The sequence below is a fragment of the Pantoea septica genome (assembly GCF_002095575.1).
GTDB lineage: Bacteria > Pseudomonadota > Gammaproteobacteria > Enterobacterales > Enterobacteriaceae > Pantoea > Pantoea septica.
In genome coordinates this window covers 31,595-50,834 of record NZ_MLJJ01000028.1, presented here as the reverse complement: position 1 = coordinate 50,834, position 19,240 = coordinate 31,595, and the positions used below count along the sequence as shown (strand labels likewise).

Here is a 19,240-nt window from a genome sequence, read left to right as displayed (position 1 = left end):
TTTTCGCTCAGCCGCAGCGCGTCGTGCCCGGCCACCTCCAGTTTCTGGGCGTGCAGGTGCAGCGCAGGGGAGAGCAGCCCCATCAGCGAGCGCGCGGTCAGCGATTTGCCGGAGCCTGATTCGCCCACCAGCGCCACGCGCTCGCGGCCGATGCGGAAGCTGATGTCGTCCACCAGCAGCGCGTCGTCGCTGCGGATGCTCAGCGACTCGGCGTGAAGTAACAGATCATTTGGCATGGCGGGTATCCAGTCGGTCGCGCAGGCCGTCGCCTGTCAGGTTAAAGGCCAGGCTGGCGAACAGAATCGCCGCGCCGGGGGCGGCGGCGACCCACCACTGGTCGAAAATCACTTTGCTGCCTTCCGCCACCATCGAACCCCATTCGGCGGTCGGCGGCTGCACGCCCATACCGAGGAAGCCGAGGCCGGCGGCGGAGAGAATAATACCGCCGAGGCTGAGCGCGGCGCGCACCACGGCGGTGGGCAGGCAGAGCGGCAGAATATGGCCGAACATCAGGCGCAGCCCGGTGATGCCCTGCATACGCGCGGCGGCCAGATAGTCGCTACGGCGCAGCGCCAGGGTTTCGGCGCGCGCCTGGCGGGCGAAGGGCGGCCAGCTGGTGAGCGCCAGCGCCAGCGCGCCGTTCATCAGGCCGGGACCAAGCATCGCCACCAGCGCCAGCGCGATCACCAGATTCGGCAGCGAAAGAAAGATATCGGTAATGCGCATCAGCACGCGCTCCGTCCAGCCGCCAACGTAACCGGCGGTAATGCCGACCAGCAGGCCGACCGGGATGGTCAGCACCAGGATCAGCGACACCAGCAATAGCGTCGGGCGCGCGCCGTAGATCACGCGGGAGAGCAGATCGCGGCCGAAGCCGTCGGTGCCGAACCAGTGCTGCGCCGACGGCGGCAGCAGGCGCGCCGAAATGGTCTGCAGATTGGGATCGACAGGCGCCAGCAGCGGCGCGAGCAGGGCGGTCAGCACCAGCACCGCCACCAGCGTCAGGCCGATGGTCAGCGAGGTGACGCGACGGCGACGGCGGCGCGGCCGCACGGTTTCGAGTTCAGAGAGTTGTTGCGTCATCGGGTTCTCGGATCGGTTAACCAGGTTAGGGCGTCCGCCAGGGCGTTAAGCAGTATGAAGCAGGCGCCGATCAGCAGCGTAGAGCCGAGGATGGCCGGTACGTCGGCCGAGAAGAGCGCATTGGTCATATAGCGTCCGACGCCCGGCCAGGCGAAGACGGTCTCGGTCAGCACCGAGCCCTCCAGCAGCGTGGCGTAGGAGAGGGCGATCACCGTCACCAGCGTGCCCAGCACGTTGGGAAAAATATGGCGCAGCAGGATACGGCCGCGACCCGCGCCTTTGGCGCGCGCCAGCGTCACGTACTCTTTGCTGCTCTCTTCCAGCAGCGCGGCGCGCAGCAGACGGGTAATGCCGGCCATCGCCAGCAGGCCGAGGATCACCACCGGCAGCCAGAGGTGGGCGATGGCGTTGCGGAACATCTCCGGATCGCCGGAGAGCCAGCTGTCGATCAGCACGAAGCCGGTTTTCGGCTCCAGCGTATAGACGTAGAGATCGTCGAGCCGTCCCGGGCCGGCCGACCAGTGCAGCACGGCGTAAAACAGCAGCAGGCCGAGCAGGCCGAGCCAGAACACCGGCACCGAGTAGCCGAGCAGAGAGACGAAGCGCGCCACGTTGTCGATTACGCTGCCGGGCTTCCAGGCGGCGAGCAGCGCCAGGCTGACGCCGAACAGGGCGGCGAAGATCATCGAGCAGGTCGCCAGCTCGATGGTGGCGGGAAAAGTCTGCATCAGATCGTTCGCCACCGGCTGATTCGTCAGATGGGAAAGACCGAGATCGCCGCGCGCCAGATGTTCGAGGTAGCGCCAGAACTGCACCAGCACCGGCTGATCCAGCCCCAGCTCGTGGCGCACCTGCGCGTAGGTCGCTTCGCTGGCGTGATCGCCGGCGATCTGCTGCACCGGATCCACCGGCGAAAGGTGGGAGAGCATAAAGGTAAAGGCCAGCAGCCCAAGCAGCGTCACCAGCAGCGACAGCAGGCTGGTGACCAGCCGCGACAGGCGCGGCCAGAGCTGCCGAGCGAACCCGGCCTCCGAGGCTGACTGCGCCATTATTTGCTGACCTGCGAGTAGTAGACCATGTCGGGGTTGATGCCCTGCACGTAGCCTTTCAGGTTGTCGCGCAGCGCGACCAGGTTGCGCGCCTGCAGGCCGATCACGTACGGCGAGTTTTTCAGCACCGATTCCTGCATCGCTTTGTAGAGGGCCACGCGCTTCTGCGGATCGCTTTCCGCGGTCGCCGCCAGCACCTGCTTGTTCAGCTCGGGAATATGCCAGTCGGAGCGGTAAGCGATGGTTTTGCTGCCGTCTTCCGGGTTATAGGCGAAAGAGGCGGCGTTGGTGTTGGGATCGAAGTAGTCCGCGCCCCAGGCGTTCAGCGTCGCCTGATACTTATGCGCCTTCACGCTGGTGGAGACTTCCGAGCTCAGGCCCGGCTGCACGTTGATCTTCACGCCGCCTTTGGCGAAGCTGCCCTGCAGCGCCTGCGCGATATCGAGGTAGGGCGGCTGATTGCTGGTAGAGAGATCGAAGCTGACGTTGGTCAGGCCCGCCTTCTGCAGAATCGCCTTCGCCTTTTCAGGATCGTAGCTGTAAGGGGTATCGTTGACCGCGCCGAGGAAGCCTTTCGGCAGGAAGGTCTGATGCACGTCGAACTGGCCTTTCAGCAGGTCGTTGGCGATGCCTTTATAGTCGAACAGGTAGCGCGCCGCTTCCCACAGCGCCGGATTCTTCAGGGTCTCGTTGCCGCCGACGTTGAACTGAATGTAGTAGAGCGACGCCATCGGGTAGGCTTCGGTCTTCACGCCCGTCTTGCCTTTCAGCGCGGCGATCTGATCGGCGCCGAGGTTACGCGCGATATCCGCGTCGCCCTGCTCCAGCAGCAGACGGCGCGCCGCCGGCTCCGGCACGTTTTTAATCAGCACGTTTTTCAGCTTCGGCGCGCCGGCCGGCGAGGTCGGGTTAGCGCTCAGCAACACCACCTGATGCAGCACCACTTTGCGGATCTGATAGGGGCCGCTGCCCGCCGAATTCGTCGCCAGCCAGCCGTTGCCCAGATCGCCGTTCTTCGCGTTCGCCATCACGGTTTTTTCATCGACGATAGAGGAGACCGGCGCGGAGAGCAGGCTCAGCACGTAGGTCGGGCTGACGTTGGCGGTCCAGCTGATCTGCACGTGGTTGTCGTCGACTTTCTTCAGGAAGGTGTCGACGTTCTCTTTGGTCCAGCCGAGCTGCGTCAGGATAAAAGAGGGATCGAGGTTAAGCTTCACCACGCGGCCCAGCGAGAAGATAACATCTTCCGGACGCAGCGGATTGCCGCTGGAGAATTTCGCATCTTTGCGCAGTTCGAAGGTCAGGCTGCGGTTGTCGCTGCCCGGCTGCCAGCTGGTGGCGAGCGTTGGTTTCAGATCCGTCGGGTTTTGCGGATCGGACTGGACCAGGCGCTGATAGATATTGGTAAAGGCCTGCACGCTGGTCAGCTCGAATCCTTTGGCGGGATCGAAGCTGTCGGCGTCGTCGATAGACTGAGCGATCACCAGCGTATCTTTCGGCGTGGCGGCCTGCGCGGCAAAGGCGGCTGTCAGCGAAAGCGCCAACAGGGAAGCAGCGGTTTTTTTCATGGTAATTCCTTGCCTTATAAAGTAGTCACGCGAGTGTACGAGAGGGATTAAGGGAAGAATAGTCTATTATTGGCTAAACTTATGCGTAAAAGTTATAAGGGTGGCGCTCTGGTTATAAGAGACGCAAAGCGGCGTTAACTCAGTATAGAGAAACAGAACCTCAACGAAGCCAATTTAGTCTTAATTTATCTTTATCCTTTTTTCGCCGCGCTTATAATAGCGGCAACTTTCTACTGGAGAATTCACTTGGACAGTCATTCGATTTGGTTACTGACACCGGCAAGCTGAATTTCCATGCTGCTTGCCATCCGGCGGGCAGCGATCCTGTTTAATAACGATTGCTTCCTGGAAACGCTATTTATTGTAGGGCGATCGTTATGCCGTTTTTCATTCACGCACTTTTTCCTCCACCTCGCTCGCGTAGCTGACCGGCTGCGCCCTGCGCCTGCTCACCGCGTCGACAGATCCGTGCGGCGAGCGGTTCGCGCCTGCGGCTTATTCGCCCGTCACGCTACGCATCCCCTTTAATATTTTCTTTATTTACGCACGCTTTAATTCGCGTGCCGGGATTGCTTTGCCTGTTGCAGGGAGAATTCACCATGTCTGAATTAAAACTGGAAAGCCAGACGCTGACAAAAAATAGCCGTCGTGCCGCGCAAAGCGGCGCAAAACATTATTTAGTCGAGCAGGAAGCTGACCGCACGGTCGAGGCGACGCTGGCCCACTTGCAGAGTCAGGCGGACGGGCTGAGCCAGCAGGAAGCGGAACGCCGTCTGTCGCAGTTCGGCCCTAACGAAGTGGCGCAGGAGAAAGCGCCGCCCGCGCTGCTGCAGCTGCTGATGGCCTTTCATAACCCCTTTATCTACGTGCTGCTGGCGCTGGCGGCGGTGAGCTTTGTCACCGACTACTGGCTGCCGCTGCGCGCCGGGGATGAGGGCGATCTTACCGGCGTGATCATCATCTGCACCATGGTGACGCTGAGCGCGCTGCTGCGTTTCTGGCAGGAGTTTCGCACCAACCGCGCCGCGCAGGCGCTGAAATCGCTGGTGCGCACCACGGCGACCGTGATGCGCGACGGCGCGCCGCAGGAGATCGCCATGCGCGAGCTGGTGCCTGGCGATATCGTGCTGCTCAGCGCGGGGGATCTGGTGCCTGCCGACGTGCGTCTGATCCGCTCGCGCGATCTCTGCGTAAGCCAGGCGGTGCTGACGGGCGAGTCGCTGCCGGTGGAGAAAGTCGATCTCAGCGCCGAGGTGGCGGCGAAAAGCAGCGGCGGACGGTCGGCGGGCAAAAGCCTGCTGGAACAGGACAACATCTGCCTGATGGGCGTCAGCGTCTCTGGCGGCAGCGCCTGCGCGGTGGCGGTGGCGACCGGCAGTCAGACTTACTTCGGCTCGCTGGCGAAGTCGCTGGTCGGCAGCCGCGCCCAGACCGCGTTCGACCGCGGCGTCAACGGCGTCAGCATGCTGCTGATCCGCTTTATGCTGATTATGGTGCCGGTGGTGCTGCTGATTAACGGCTTCAGCAAAGGCGACTGGACCGACGCCGCGCTGTTCGCGCTGGCCGTCGCCGTGGGGCTGACGCCGGAGATGCTGCCGATGATCGTCAGCTCGAACCTGGCGAAAGGGGCGATGGCGATGGCGCGCCGCAAGGTGATCGTTAAACGCCTTAACGCCATCCAGAACCTCGGGGCGATGGATCTGCTCTGCACCGATAAAACCGGCACGCTGACGCAGGATGAGATCCAGCTGTCGCACGTCCTCAACTGCGACGGCGAAGAGGATGGACGCGTACTGCTGCTCGGCTGGCTGAACAGCAGCAGCCAGACGGGCGGCAAAAACCCGATGGATCGGGCGGTGGTGCGCGCGGGCGCGCGACGCATCAGCGAGGCGCAGCGCAGCCGCTACCATAAACTGGATGAGCTGCCTTTCGATTTCGCGCGGCGTCGCCTGTCGGTGCTGCTGGAAGATCTGCAGCAGGGCGAATCGCTGATGGTGTGCAAGGGCGCCGTCGAGGAGATGCTCGCCGCATCAACCCGCGTACGCGTCAACGGCGAATGCGTGCCGCTCTGCGCGGCGCGGCGGGCGGCGCTGCAAAAGCTGGCCGAAACCTATAACCAGCAGGGATTCCGCGTGCTGCTGGTGGCGACGCGCGAAGGGGATATCGCGCAGCCGCTGACGCAGGCGGAAGAGCGCGAGCTGACGCTAGAAGGGATGCTGACCTTCCTCGATCCGCCGAAGGCGAGCGCGGGCGAAGCGATTAAGGCGCTGCGTGCCAGCGGCGTGGCGGTCAAGGTGCTGACCGGCGATAACCCGACGATCACCGCGCGCATCTGCCGCGAGGTTGGTCTGGACGCCAGCGGCATGCTGACCGGCGATGAGATCGAGGCGATGAGCGACATCGAGCTGGCGCAGGCCGCCGAGCGCAGCAGCCTGTTCGCCAGGCTGACGCCGCCGCAGAAAGCGCGTCTGGTGCGGCTGTTCCAGCAGAACGGCCATACGGTCGGCTTCCTCGGCGACGGCATCAACGACGCCCCGGCGCTGCGCGACGCCGACGTGGGTATTTCGGTCGACAGCGCGGCGGATATCGCCAAAGAGTCCTCCGACATTATTCTGCTGGAGAAAGATCTGCGCGTGCTGGAAGCGGGCGTGCTGAAAGGGCGCGAAACCTTCGGCAATATCATCAAGTACCTGAACATGACCGCCAGCTCTAACTACGGCAACGTCTTTTCCGTGTTGATCGCCAGCGCCTTTATTCCGTTTCTGCCGATGCTGTCGATTCACCTGCTGCTGCAGAACCTGATGTACGACATCTCTCAGCTGGCGCTGCCCTGGGACAAAATGGACGCGGAGTTCCTGCGCAAGCCGCGCAAATGGGATGCCGGCAATATCCGACGCTTTATGCTGTGGATGGGGCCGACCTCGTCGCTGTTCGATATCACCACCTTCGCGCTGATGTGGTACGTCTTCGGCGCGGATCACGCGGGCGCGCAGTCGCTGTTCCAGTCCGGCTGGTTCGTTGAAGGATTGCTGTCGCAGACGCTGGTGGTGCATATGCTGCGCACGCAGAAGATCCCCTTTATTCAGAGCCGCGCGGCGCTGCCGGTGCTGCTGACCACCTTCGCCATTATGGCGCTCGGCATCGCTATTCCCTTTTCGCCGCTCGGCGCGATGGTCGGCCTGGTGCCGCTGCCGCTCGCCTATTTCCCCTGGCTGGCGGCGACGCTGTTCGGCTATTGCCTGGTGGCGCAGGGCATGAAGCGGATCTATATCCGCCGTTTCGGTCAGTGGTTCTAGGAGGGCGAACATGAAAAGAAGAGGGCTCGACCGGGCATTTATCGGCGTCGCGATTATCGCCATCGCGCTGATTCTGCTGACGGTGATAGTGCGCTAACACGCGGGCGGCGAGGCGACTCGCCGCCGTTTTTCTGCTACTTCAGCCGGGCTATAGATATTTTTGGTATTAATTTTCCGCCTGGCTCTTCTCTTCCAGCGATGCCGCTCTGGCCGCCCATCTCTATACAAAATTGTAAAATCCATTAAACAATCCGCCTGAAAATTCATCAGAAGAGAGTTGTCGGTAACCTGAATATATGGATAATACGCAGCCAGTTTTACTTAAATTAACATAATTTACGATTACTTTACGCGACAGGGACTGTCTGATGCATCTTCGGCACAAATCTATTCCGCTCTCTTTTTCTCTGCTGGCTGGCGCTTTTTTAACCGCGCAGGCCGCTGCCGCCGACGCGTTTCCTGACGCTAACGAACAGATCCGCCAGCAGCAACAGCGCCAGCAGGCGCTGGAGCAGCAAATCGAACCGAAGGCGCCCGACGTGCGGCTTTCGCCGCCCGCTTCCAGCTTCGGACGCATCGACTTTCCCGTTGAAAAACCCTGTTTTCTTATCGCGCGTGTCGAGCTGCAGGGGCAGCAGGCGCTGCCGCACTGGCTGCCCCTGCGCCGCATCGCCAGCCAGGCGCAGGAAAAATGCCTGGGCGCGCAGGGCATTAACCTGCTGATGAGCGCCCTGCAAAACCGGCTGGTGGATCACGGCTATGTCACCACGCGCGTGCTGGCGCCTTCGCAGGATCTCAACAGCGGGACGCTGCGGCTGGTGATCCTGCCCGGCTACGTGCAGGAGGCAGAGCTGACGCCGGAGAGCGATCGCCATCTCTGGCTCTACAGCGCTTTTCCCGCGCACGCCGGCAACCTGCTGGATTTACGCGATATCGAGCAGGGGCTGGAAAACCTGCAGCGGCTGCCGACCGTGGAGGCCGATATGTCGGTGGTGCCCGGCGAACAGCCGGGCGAAAGCGATATCCAGGTGCGCTGGAAGCAGCAAAAAATGTGGCGCGTCGGCCTGTCGCTGGACGACTCCGGCACCCGCAGCACCGGCCGCTACCTGGGCGGCGTCACGCTGTCGCTCGACAATCCCCTTGCGCTGAGCGATCTCTTTTACCTCTCTGCCACGCACGATCTGCAAGGCCAGGGCGGCAAGGGCAGCAAAAACTTCACCGGCCACTACTCGGTGCCCTTCGGCTACTGGATGTTCTCCGTAACGGGCAGCGATTACGACTATCACCAGACGGTCGCCGGCACGAACCAGGACTACCGCTATAGCGGAAAAAGCAAAAGCCTCGATCTGCAGCTCAGCCGCGTGCTGCACCGCAGCGGCTCGCAGAAAACGTCGCTGACCTATGACGTGCTGACGCGCGAAACCCGCAACTATATCAACGACACCGAGGTGCAGGTGCAGCGGCGACAGACCGCCGCCTGGCGTATCGGCCTGCAGCACCGCCACTATATCCGCCAGGCGACGCTGGACGCGGGCGTCAGCTATCAGCGCGGCACGCGCTGGTTCGGCGCCCAGCCCGCGCCGGAGGAGTATTTCGGCGAGGCGACCGCGCTGAGCAAAATCGTGCAGCTTAACGCCCAGTTCAACCTGCCGTTCCGCATCGGCGATCAGCGTTTTCGTTACAGCATGCAGTATCTGCGCCAGATGAGCAGCACGCCGCTCACGCCGCAGGAGCAGTTCTCCATCGGCAACCGCTGGACGGTGCGCGGCTTCGACGGCGAGCGCGCGCTCAACGCCAGCCGCGGCTGGTATCTGCGCAACGACATCGCCTGGAGCACGCCGCTGCCCGCGCAGGAGCTTTATCTTGGCGCGGACTACGGCGAGGTGGGCGGCGCAGGCAGCGAACTGCTCACCGGCCAGCACCTGGCGGGCGGGGTGGCGGGGCTGCGCGGGCAGGCGTTCAACACCGGTTATGACCTGTTTATCGGCACGCCGCTCTCTAAACCGGACGGCCTGCGCACCAGCAACGTCACGCTCGGCTTCAACCTCAACTGGAGCTACTGAGCATGCGCGCAGGGAACTATGAGATTAAATCGCCGCTGATCCTCGGCGGCGAAGAGAGCGAAGCGGAAGTGCTGGGCGCCGCGGTCTGGCTCTGGATGCACTCGCCGCTGCATCGCGACGCGCCGCTGCACGCCCTGCCGACGCTGCTGCTGCCGATCGTCAAAAGGCAGCAGTACGTGCTGGTCGCCGAAGCGGGCGAGCCGGTTTTTTTCTTTAGCTGGGCCTGGCTGAACGAAGAGGCCGAGGCGCGCTATCTCAGGCTGCCTGCGATCCATTTCCCGCCCGAAGACTGGAACAGCGGCGAGCGCATGTGGTGCTGCGACTGGATCGCGCCGTTTGGTCATACCGCGGCGATGAGCCGTCTGGTGCGCCGCGACCTCTTTCCTTACGCCTGCTGGCGGGCGTTAGATCATCGCGGCGAACAGCGCGGCAAGCGCGTGCTGAATTTTCATGGCGCCAGCGTCAGCCGCGAGGCGGCAAAAGCGTGGCGGCAGGAGCATCCGCTCGCCGTGGCGTTACCGCAAATCTGATAGGGACATTAGATGAACAGAAACCTCTACCGCATTATTTTCAACAAAGCGCGCGGCATGCTGATGGTGGTGGCCGATATTGCCGGTTCGGGCCGCGCAGGCGGCGCACGCGTATCGGGCCTGGGCCGCACGCTCAGCCGACTCATCGGCCGGGTTGGCGCGCTGAGCTTCAGCCTCTGGCTGGCGATGGGCGTCATCCAGCCCGCCAGCGCCGCCATCGTCGCCGACCCGCAGGCGCCGGGCGGTCAGCAGCCGACCATTATCAACAGCGCCAACGGCACGCCGCAGATCAATATTCAGACCCCTTCCGCCGGCGGGGTGTCGCGCAACAGCTATAGCCAGTTCGACGTCGGGCAGCAGGGCGCCATCCTCAACAACTCCCACAAAAACGTGCAGACCGAACTGGGCGGCATGGTGAGCGGCAACCCCTGGCTCGCCCGCGGCGAGGCCAAAGTGATCCTCAACGAGGTTAACTCGCGCGATCCCAGCCGCCTGAACGGCTTTGTCGAAGTGGCGGGACAAAAAGCGCAGGTGGTGATCGCTAACCCGTCCGGCATCACCTGCAACGGCTGCGGATTTATCAATGCCAACCGCGCCACGCTCACCACCGGCCAGGCGCAGATGAATAACGGCAACCTCACCGGTTTTAACGTCGAGCGCGGCGAGGTGGCGGTCGAAGGCGCGGGCATGGACAGCTCGCGCCAGGACTACACCGACATTATCGCCCGCTCGGTGAAAATCAACGCCAGCGTCTGGGCTAAAGATCTCAAAGTCTCTACCGGGCGCAACCAGGTGGATGCGGCGCATCAGCAGGTCGCGAAACAGGGCGACGATGCCGCTTCGCGTCCGCAGGTATCGCTGGACGTCTCCAGCCTCGGCGGCATGTATGCCGGAAAAATTCGCCTGATCGGCACCGAAGCGGGCGTCGGCGTGCGCAACGCGGGCAACATCGGCGCCCAGGCCGGCGCGGTAACCATCACCGCCGACGGCCGCATCGAAAACAGCGGCAGCATACGCAGCAGCGACGATCTGCAGGTCGCCGCCAGAGAGGACCTGAGCAACAGCGGCGCGCTCTTCGCCGGCGGCAGCGCCACGGTCGCCAGCGCAGCGGAGGTGCGAAACAGCGGCTCCGTCGCCGCGCGCAACAACGTTACCCTGCAGGCCGCTCGTCTCAACAGCGCGACGTCGGGCATCCTTGCCGCAGGCGTGCAGGATGACGGCAGGCTCGGTGAGACAGGCGATCTGACGCTTGCGGCCGATGGCGCGCTGAGCGCGCAGGGCGAGAACCTGGCGGGGGGCAGCCTGACCGCGCGCGGCCAGCGTCTGGATCTCAGCGGCAGCCGCACGCAGGGGAAAAACATCACCCTCGAGGCGCGCAACGGCGACATCGCTACGCGCGGCGGCACGCTCGTTGCGCAGCAGCAGCTCGCTGCCCGCACCGGCAAAATGCTGGATAACGACGGCGGCGCGCTGACCGCCAGCAAGCTCGATCTGCAGGCGCACGATCTCTCCAGCCAGCAGGGCCAGATTACGCAAACCGGCGGCGACGACCTCGCCATCGCGCTGCCGGGCAGCCTGAATAACCGCGGCGGACGCATCGCCAGCAACAGCGGCAGCCTGACCCTGAACGCCGATACGCTCGATAACCAGTCCGGCGAGATCGCCCATGCCGGCAGCGGCGCGCTGGCCATCGACGCGCGTAGACTGCAGGGCGGCGGCGGCAGGCTGCTTTCCAACGGTCAGCTCAGCCTGCGCGGCGGCGAGTTCGACCTCGACAAGGGGACCACCTCCGCGCAGCAGATCGACGCCGATGTCGACAGCCTGTCGAACCAGCAGGGCCAGCTGGTGCAGAGCGGCAGCGGCGAGATGCGGCTGCATACGCGCGGCGCTCTGAATAACCAGGGCGGCCAGCTGGCGGGCAACGGCAATATCGACCTCAAGGCCGCGGCGCTGGATAATCGCTCCGGCGCCATTGTCGCCGCACAGCAGGGCAGCCTGACGGCGCAGGTCAGCGGCGCGGTCGACAACCGGCAGGGCGAACTGGCGGCCAGCCGCGATCTCAGGCTGAACGCCGACCGGCTGGACAACCGCCAGGGCCGCGCGTCGGCGGCAACCGGCGCCGCCAGCCTCGCCACGCAGCAGGCGCTGGCGAATCAGGCGGGCCGTATTGAGGCGAAGGGCGATCTGACCCTCAGCGCCGACGGTCTGGATAACCAGCAGGGCACGCTGCTGGGCGATAACCTTCAGCTGGGGCTGGGCCAGCGCGCGCTGGATAACCAGCACGGCGTCATCGCCGCGACAGGCGCGCTGCGCAGTGACAGCGGCGCGCTCAACAACGACGGCGGGCTGCTGCAGGCGGGCGGCGATCTGCTGCTCGACACGCACGGCGCGCGCCTGAGCAATCAGCTGAGCGGCGACAGCGGCGGCATCCTGAGTGCCGGCGCGCTGACGCTGCGCAGCGGCGAGCTGGATAACCGCCAGGGGATGCTGGCGGGCGGCGGCGCTACCCAGCTAACCACGCAGGCGCTGAACAACAGCGGCGGCACGCTGGTGGGCAAACAGCAGCTGCGGATTGAGAGCGACGGCGCGCTGACCAACGACGCGGGCCTGTTGCAGTCGGGCGGTGACGCCCGTATCGACACGCACGGCTATGCGCTGAGCAACCGCGACAGCGGCAGCAAAGGCGGCATCAGCAGCCTGGGCGCGCTTACGCTTAACGCCGGGGCGATCGACAACCAGCAGGGCTTTATCGCCAGCCAGGGCGATCTCCAGCTAGACGGCGCGCAGCTGGATAACCAGCGCGGCACGCTCGCCTCGCAGGCGGCGCTTTCCGCCGCTGCGGCGAGCGTCAGCAACCAGAGCGGCGCCATCAAGGCGGGCCAGGGGCTAACGCTGGAGGCGGCGCAGCGGCTCAATAACCAGGGCGGCACCATCGGCGCGGGCAAGGCGCTGCGCGTCACGGCCGGCGAGCTGCTTAACGGTCAGGGCGTGCTGGCGAGCGGCGACACAGGTAGCCTGAGCGTCGACGCGCTGGATAACCGCGGCGGGCAGCTGGCGGCGCAGCAGGCGCTGACGCTGCGCGGCGGCACGCTCGACAACAGCGACGGCGGCCTTATCCAGAGCGGCGATGGTCTCGATATCGGCGTAGATACGCTGCTCAACCAGAACAGCGGCGAGAAAGGCGGGCTGACCAGCCAGGGCGAGATGCTGATCCGCGCCGGGCGGATGGAGAACGCGCAGGGGCTGGCCCTGAGCGGAAAAGCCTTGCAGCTGGCGGCGGGCAGCCTGAATAATGCAGCTGGCACGCTGGTGGCGCAGGATCAGCTTCGCCTCGATATCGCATCGCCGCAGGACGCGCTGCGCCTCAACACCACATCAATGCTAAACGCGCTGCGCCTCGATACCGCATCGGCGCTGAATAACCGGGCAGGCCTGCTGCAGGGCGGTAGCGTGCTCGTCGACAGCCACGGCCAGGGCGTCGACAACCAGAACGGTACCCTCTACAGCCTGGGCGATCTCAGCCTGCAAGGCGGTGATATCGACAATCAGGGCGGCACGTTGGGCGCGAAGGGCGACCTCAGCCTGCAAAGCGGCGAGCTGGATAACCGCAATGGCGGGCGCGTGGTGAGCGAGCAGGCGGCCAGCCTCACCACCGCGCATCTGGATAACCGCGGCGGGCAAATCCAGAGCGTCGGCGATCTGCTGCTGTCGAGTGCGCAGGGCGTTATTGATAACGCCGCTGGCCTTATCCGCAGCGGCGCGACCGCCGTGATCAACGCGCTGCAGCTCGATAATCAGGATACCCAGGGCGCGCAGCAGGGCATCGAAGCGGCAAACCTCAACGTCACCAGCGACAGCATCGCCAACCAGCGCGGCACGCTGCTGGCCGACCGGCAGCTGGCCATCAACAGCCGGGGCAGCGTCGACAACAGCCAGGGCGAACTCTCTGCCGGAGAGGATCTTTTGCTGCAGGGCGACGGCCTGGCGCTGACCAACAGCGCGGGCGGCGTCAAGGCGGGCCGATCGCTGACGATCCGTGCCGATCGCATCGGGGGCGATGGCCAGATCCTCTCCCGCGGCGATATCACGCTGGTCAGCCAGCAGAGCCTGAACAACAGCGGCGAGATGATCGCCAACGGCAGCTTCAACTTCACCACGCCGGGCGACGTCGTCAACAGCGGCAAACTGCTGGCGGGCGGCAAGCTGGATCTGCGCGCCAGCAATCTGCTGAACGCCGCCAGCGGCGAGATCAATGCCGGGCAGGACTGGCTGACCCTTAACGGGCAGCTCACCAACTACGGCCTGATCGACGGCAAGCAGACGCTACTCAAAGCCGGCACCTTAACCAACATCGGCAGCGGCCGGATTTACGGCGATACGGTCGGCGTGCAGGCCGGCACCTTCAATAACCTGGCGGAAAACGGCACCGCCGCCACGCTGGCGGGGCGCGAGCGGGTCGATATCGGCGTCCAAACGCTGAACAACCGCGATCACGGCCTGATCTACAGCGCGGGGGATATGGCGCTGGGCGGGCAGCTGGACGGCAGCGGGCTGGCGACCGGCAAGGCCGACACCCTTAACAACCACAGCGCCACCATCGAGTCGGCGGGCGATATGCAGATCGACGCCGGGCAGATCAATAACGTCAACGACCATTTCAGCACCGAGCTGGCGACCGTTTCCACTGAGGCGATCACCGAGTATCAGCATTCGGGCGACACTGTGCGCTGGAAAGCGGGCGAGCCAGGCGTGTTTGTCGATCGCAACTCCGCCGACTCGCTGCGGAACCTTAACACGCCCGGCAAAACCGGCAGCAACCACGACCGTTTTACCCAGTATGACTACACCCGCACGGTGCAGGAGACGCAGATCGCCGAAAGCGATCCGGCGAAGATCGTCGCGGGCGGCAATATGACGGTGAACGCCGATAAGGTGTTCAACGATAAGAGCCAAATCATAGCGGGCAACACGCTGACGATGAATGCGGGCGAGCTTGATAACGTCGAAGTGGCGGGCCAGCGCATCACCAACGACGACGGTAAAGTCACCAGCTACTACCGCATCCGCCATAAAGGCGGCGACAGCCAGGGCAAAAAACAGTCAGCCTATACGCCGCCGGAGGTGATTGAGACGATTGCGCTGAAGCCAGGCCAGCTGGTCGATCACGGCGACATTAGCGGCACGCCAGTCTCGCTGGCGCCGCAGAGCGCGCAGGGCACCGACGCGGCGATCGGCCATAGCGGCGGCGTCAGCGCCGCCGTGGCGGGCAGCGCGCTTGCGCCTGACTGGCAGGCGGTCGATACCGGCGCGCTGCCCGCTATCGCCGCCGCCGCCCTGAAGCCGGGGCAGCGTTTCGAAGTCGCCAGCAGCCTCGCGCCGCAGCAGGGCGAAGCGGCGCGCGTGATGCGCATCGTCGGGCCGGATACGCGCCTGCCGGACAACAGCCTGTTCAAAACCAATCCGTCGCCCGGCGGCAAATACCTGGTGGAGACCGATCCGCGCTTTACCCAGGAGAAGCAGTGGCTGAGCAGCGACTATATGCAGGAGAGGCTGACGCAGAACAGCGACAACGTCCTGAAGCGCCTGGGCGACGGCTACTACGAGCAGCGTCTGATCCGGGAACAGGTGATCAACCTGACGGGGCAGCGCTATCTGGACGGCTACAGCAACGACGAAGATCAGTACAAGGCGCTGATGAACAACGCCATCGACTTCAGTCAGGAATACCACCTGACGCTCGGCGTGGCGCTGACGCCGCAGCAGATGGCGCTGCTGACCAAAGATATCGTCTGGCTGGTGAACGCGCAGGTCAGGCTGCCGGATGGTTCCACCCAGACGGTGCTGGTGCCGCAGGTTTACGCGCGCGTTCAGCCTGGCGATGTCGACGGCAGCGGCGCGCTGATTGCGGGCCGCAACCTCAACCTGAACCTGGGCGGCGGCCTGTTCAACAGCGGCACGCTGGCCGGACGCGAAGTGGTGAAGCTGAGCGCCGACAACATCACTAACCTGGCGGGCACCATCAAGGGCGCCAGCGTCGATCTCGCCGCCCGCACCGATATCAACAACATCGGCGGCGTGATCCAGGGCACCGACGCGCTGCTGGCCAGCGCCGGACGGGATATCAACGCCATCAGCACCACGCGCAGCGTTGAGAGCCGCAGCGGCGACAACAGCTTTGCGCGCACCACCGTCGACAGCGTGGCGGGCATGTACGTGCAGGGCGACGGCGGCAGGCTGATCCTGCAGGCGGGACGCGATATCAACCTGACGGCGGCGCAGGTGGTCAACAGCGGCAAGTCGAGCCAGACGGTGCTTCATGCGGGCCGCGACCTCAGCCTTAATACCGTCACCACCGCAAGCCGCGACGATATCGTCTGGGACGGCGACAACAGTCTGAAGCAGGGCAATACGCAGGAGATCGGCAGCGAAGTGGTGGGCAAAGGCGACGTCTCGCTGCTGGCAGGCAACGATCTTAAGGCGCGCGCCGCCACCCTGTCGGCCGACCTCGCGCTGGCGCTGACCGCCGGACAGGATGTTACGCTGACGAATGGTGAGAACACCCAGGATCTGGACGAGCGGCATAAGGTGACCGGCAGCAGCGGCTGGCTGTCGAAGAGCACCACCACCACGCGCGATCAGATTGCGCGCCAGACGGCGCAGGGCAGCGCGCTGAGCGGCGACAGCGTCACGGTTGCGGCAGGCAACGACCTGCGCGTGCAGGGCAGCCAGATCGCGGGCACGCGCGACGTCGCGCTGCAGGCGGGCAACGACCTCAGCGTGGCGGGCGCGACGGAGCGCAACAGCGAACAGCATCTGGCGCAGGAGAAAAAGAGCGGGCTGTCGGGCACCGGCGGCATCGGTTTCAGTTACGGCACGCAGAGCCTGAAAACCACCGACACGGCGCAGGATGTGACGAACCAGGGCAGCACCGTCGGCAGCGTGAACGGCAACGTGACGCTGGAGGCGGGCAACCGTCTGGACGTGAACGGCTCCGAACTTATCGCCGGCAAAAATCTGACGCTGGACGGGCGCGACGTCAGCGTCACCGCGGCGGAGAACCAGAGCAGCCAGACCCACAAGGTGGAGCAGAAAACCTCCGGCCTGACGCTGGCGCTCTCCGGCACGGTGGGCAGCGCGCTCAATACGGCGGCGCAGACGGTGCAGGAGGCGAAGTCCGCCGACAGCGGACGGCTGGCGGCGCTACAGGGCACCAAAGCCGCGCTCAGCGGCGTGCAGGCGACGCAGGCCGCGCGCCTGGCGGCGGCGCAGGGCGACAGCCCGGAGAACAACAACGCCATCGGGGTCAGCCTCTCTTACGGCAGCCAGTCCTCTACCTCCATGCAGCGCAGCGAGCAGCGCACCGCCCAGGGCAGCAACCTGACGGCGGGGGACAATTTGAGCGTGGTGGCGCGCGGCAGCGGCGTGAAAGGCGCCGACGGCGACCTGACGGTGCAGGGCAGCCAGCTGCAGGCCGGCAAGGATGTGCTGCTGTCGGCCAACCGGGACCTGAACCTGCTGTCGGCCGCGAATACCTCCTCGCTGGAGGGGAAAAACGAGAGCCACGGCGGCAGCCTTGGCGTGGGCATCGGCGCGGGCCAGGGCGGCATGGGCATCAGCGTCTCCGCCAGCGTCAACAAGGGCAAAGGCAGCGAGCAGGGCAGCGGCGTCACCCACACCGAGACTCAGGTGAGCGCGGGCAGCCAGGTAACGATGGCGAGCGGGCGCGACACCACTCTTCAGGGCGCGCAGGTGAGCGGCGAGAAGGTGAAGGCGGAGGTGGGCCGCAACCTGACGCTGGCAAGCGAGCAGGACAGCGACCGCTACGACTCGAAGCAGCAGAGCGCCAGCGCGGGCGGCAGCTTTACCTTCGGCTCAATGACCGGCTCGGCCAGCGTCAACGCCTCGCGCGACAGGATGCACAGCACCTGGCAGAGCGTGGAGGAGCAGACCGGCATCTTCGCGGGCAGGGGCGGCTTTGACGTCAGCGTCGGGGCGCACACGCAGCTGGACGGGGCGGTAATCGGCTCCACCGCGGCGGCGGATAAAAACCGGCTGGAGACGGGGACGCTGGGGTTCAGCGACATCGAGAACCACGCGGACTATAAGGTGGAGCACCAGAGCGCGGGCATCAGCACGGGCGGCAGCATCGCCGGTCAGTTTGCCGGGAACATGGCGAACGGGCTGCTGGTAGGGGCGAACCACAGCGGCAGCGACAGCTCAACGACGAAGGCGGCGGTGAGCGAGGGCGCGATAGTTATCCGCGACCGGGATAATCAGACGCAGGACGTGAGCGGGCTGAGCCGGGACGTGGAGCACGCCAACCAGACGCTCTCGCCGATATTCGACAAGGAGCGTGAGCAGAACCGGCTGCAGGAGGCGCAGCTGATTGGGGAAATCGGCAACCAGGCGGCGGATATCGCCCGGACGGAGGGGCAGATAGCGGGCGAGAAGGCGAAGCGTGACCCGGCTGCGCTTCAGGCAGCAAAAGAGGCGCTGGCCGGGAAAGGCAATCTGAACCCAACCGCCGACCAGATAGCGGAGGAGGCGTACAACACGGCGATGGCGCCGTTCGGAACAGGAAGCGCGCTGCAAAAAGGCATGCAGGCGGCGACGGCGGCGGTGCAGGGTCTGGCGGGCGGCGTGGCCGGAGACGGCACGGCGGATGTGGTGGCCGGGGCGCAGGCGGGGAGGAATGCGGTTGAGAATAATCAATTGCATGAAGATGAGGCTCGTCAGCTTGAGAAAGAAATGCTGGACTGTAAAAAGACAGGCGGCGACTGTAGTAAGGCTGCGGAGAAATACATTGAAATTAGTAACAAAAACAGTCAAGAGCTTAAAGCTACCTGTACTGGCGGGGGCATTACTTGTGTGACATGGGAGGAGTTGATACAGGCCGATACCAATGTCGCCCGGGATGAAAACCCCAGCCAGTTTCGTCTAAGCGAAAAACTGAAAGATCCGTCTGCAGCAGCACTAGTGAATTATCTTAATGGAGCAGACCTTAAATTCCTTAAGGATAATATCAGTTCAGGAGATCGTGTTATGGCTGTGGTTATGGATCCGACTTCCTGGCCAACCATAGTCATGGGAGGGAGAGCAATATTGACTAACGCCGTTAATAATACTAAAGAGCAGCTTATTGCGGTAGGTGTGGGGGCCGGGTTGGGGGCAGGTATCCAATACGGAACAACGGGTGAAGTAAAATTATCAGACATGATTGGTACAAGCCTCATTGGTGCCATCACGGCAGGCAAAGGTTATAACCCCACAATGGCGTGGAACGCGGCAGGTGGGTATTATCAGGCTGAAATCAGCGGTGACGATCCTTTTATGGCAGCACTGCTGAGCAAGGCTGGTGCATCAGCTGGTTATGCGGCAGGTAACGTTATCAAAGTGCCAATGGATAAAATATTTAACCCTACCTCGAAACAGTATGAATGGGTGCCCACAGGCGTATGGACAATAACTAAACCAGTACCGCAAAGTCAAATACCATCAATAATGGGAAATTTAGGGGATACTTATGTTTCAGGTGCAACCGGAGATGTTTTGAATAAAACCTTATCTGGAGGTAAAAATGAAGAAAAATGAACATCGCAAATCAATAGGAGTGTTGTTTTTTTGTGCCTTTATACATGTATAGCTTTGGTT

General features: G+C 63.8%; 9 protein-coding genes. 5 read left to right on the top strand and 4 right to left on the bottom strand.

The window, feature by feature from the left end:
* The 4 genes from HA46_RS15110 to HA46_RS15095 all read right to left on the bottom strand — a co-directional run.
* The coding region (locus tag HA46_RS15110; protein ID WP_143807645.1) for an ATP-binding cassette domain-containing protein at nucleotides 1–236 on the bottom strand (236 nt) is incomplete at its 3' end.
* Nucleotides 226–1,083 (bottom strand): ABC transporter permease, encoded by an 858-nt coding sequence (locus tag HA46_RS15105; protein WP_084885200.1) that lies wholly within the window; start codon nucleotides 1,081–1,083, stop codon nucleotides 226–228. The genes HA46_RS15110 and HA46_RS15105, both read right to left, overlap by 11 nt.
* On the bottom strand, nucleotides 1,080–2,132 hold the full coding sequence (locus tag HA46_RS15100) for an ABC transporter permease (RefSeq protein ID WP_084885197.1): 1,053 nt from the start codon (nucleotides 2,130–2,132) through the stop codon (nucleotides 1,080–1,082). The genes HA46_RS15105 and HA46_RS15100 overlap by 4 nt, the downstream gene beginning before the upstream one ends.
* On the bottom strand, nucleotides 2,132–3,700 hold the full coding sequence (locus HA46_RS15095; RefSeq protein ID WP_033791899.1) for an ABC transporter substrate-binding protein: 1,569 nt from the start codon (nucleotides 3,698–3,700) through the stop codon (nucleotides 2,132–2,134). Before HA46_RS15095 ends, HA46_RS15100 begins: the two co-directional genes overlap by 1 nt.
* A 599-nt stretch (nucleotides 3,701–4,299) precedes the next feature.
* On the opposite strand from HA46_RS15095, the gene mgtA reads away from it, so the two are divergent.
* From mgtA to HA46_RS15075, 5 genes are all read left to right on the top strand, one after another.
* Entirely contained in the window at nucleotides 4,300–6,996 is a 2,697-nt protein-coding gene (gene mgtA, locus HA46_RS15090) for a magnesium-translocating P-type ATPase (protein WP_084885195.1), read from the top strand.
* 10 nt (nucleotides 6,997–7,006) lie between these two features.
* On the top strand, nucleotides 7,007–7,093 hold the full coding sequence (gene mgtU, locus HA46_RS21580; protein ID WP_376746410.1) for a magnesium transporter protection protein MgtU: 87 nt from the start codon (nucleotides 7,007–7,009) through the stop codon (nucleotides 7,091–7,093).
* A 271-nt stretch (nucleotides 7,094–7,364) separates the two neighbouring features.
* Entirely contained in the window at nucleotides 7,365–9,059 is a 1,695-nt protein-coding gene (locus HA46_RS15085) for a ShlB/FhaC/HecB family hemolysin secretion/activation protein (protein ID WP_084885191.1), read from the top strand.
* Nucleotides 9,060–9,061: 2 nt separating this feature from the next.
* Nucleotides 9,062–9,589 carry a toxin-activating lysine-acyltransferase gene (locus tag HA46_RS15080; protein WP_084885188.1) on the top strand — a complete coding sequence of 176 codons (528 nt, stop codon included), beginning with the start codon at nucleotides 9,062–9,064 and terminating at the stop codon, nucleotides 9,587–9,589.
* A 12-nt stretch (nucleotides 9,590–9,601) separates the two neighbouring features.
* Entirely contained in the window at nucleotides 9,602–19,180 is a 9,579-nt protein-coding gene (locus HA46_RS15075; protein ID WP_084885186.1) for a two-partner secretion domain-containing protein, read from the top strand.
* Nucleotides 19,181–19,240 lie beyond the last annotated feature (60 nt).

Bases quoted from the DNA above. Each gene is read 5' to 3' on its own strand.
- HA46_RS15105 (WP_084885200.1), bottom strand. From the start codon at position 1,083: ATGACGCAACAACTCTCTGAACTCGAAACCGTGCGGCCGCGCCGCCGT.
- HA46_RS15100 (WP_084885197.1), bottom strand. From the start codon at position 2,132: ATGGCGCAGTCAGCCTCGGAGGCCGGGTTCGCTCGGCAGCTCTGGCCG.
- HA46_RS15095 (WP_033791899.1), bottom strand. From the start codon at position 3,700: ATGAAAAAAACCGCTGCTTCCCTGTTGGCGCTTTCGCTGACAGCCGCC.
- mgtA (WP_084885195.1), top strand. From the start codon at position 4,300: ATGTCTGAATTAAAACTGGAAAGCCAGACGCTGACAAAAAATAGCCGT.
- mgtU (WP_376746410.1), top strand. From the start codon at position 7,007: ATGAAAAGAAGAGGGCTCGACCGGGCATTTATCGGCGTCGCGATTATC.
- HA46_RS15085 (WP_084885191.1), top strand. From the start codon at position 7,365: ATGCATCTTCGGCACAAATCTATTCCGCTCTCTTTTTCTCTGCTGGCT.
- HA46_RS15080 (WP_084885188.1), top strand. From the start codon at position 9,062: ATGCGCGCAGGGAACTATGAGATTAAATCGCCGCTGATCCTCGGCGGC.
- HA46_RS15075 (WP_084885186.1), top strand. From the start codon at position 9,602: ATGAACAGAAACCTCTACCGCATTATTTTCAACAAAGCGCGCGGCATG.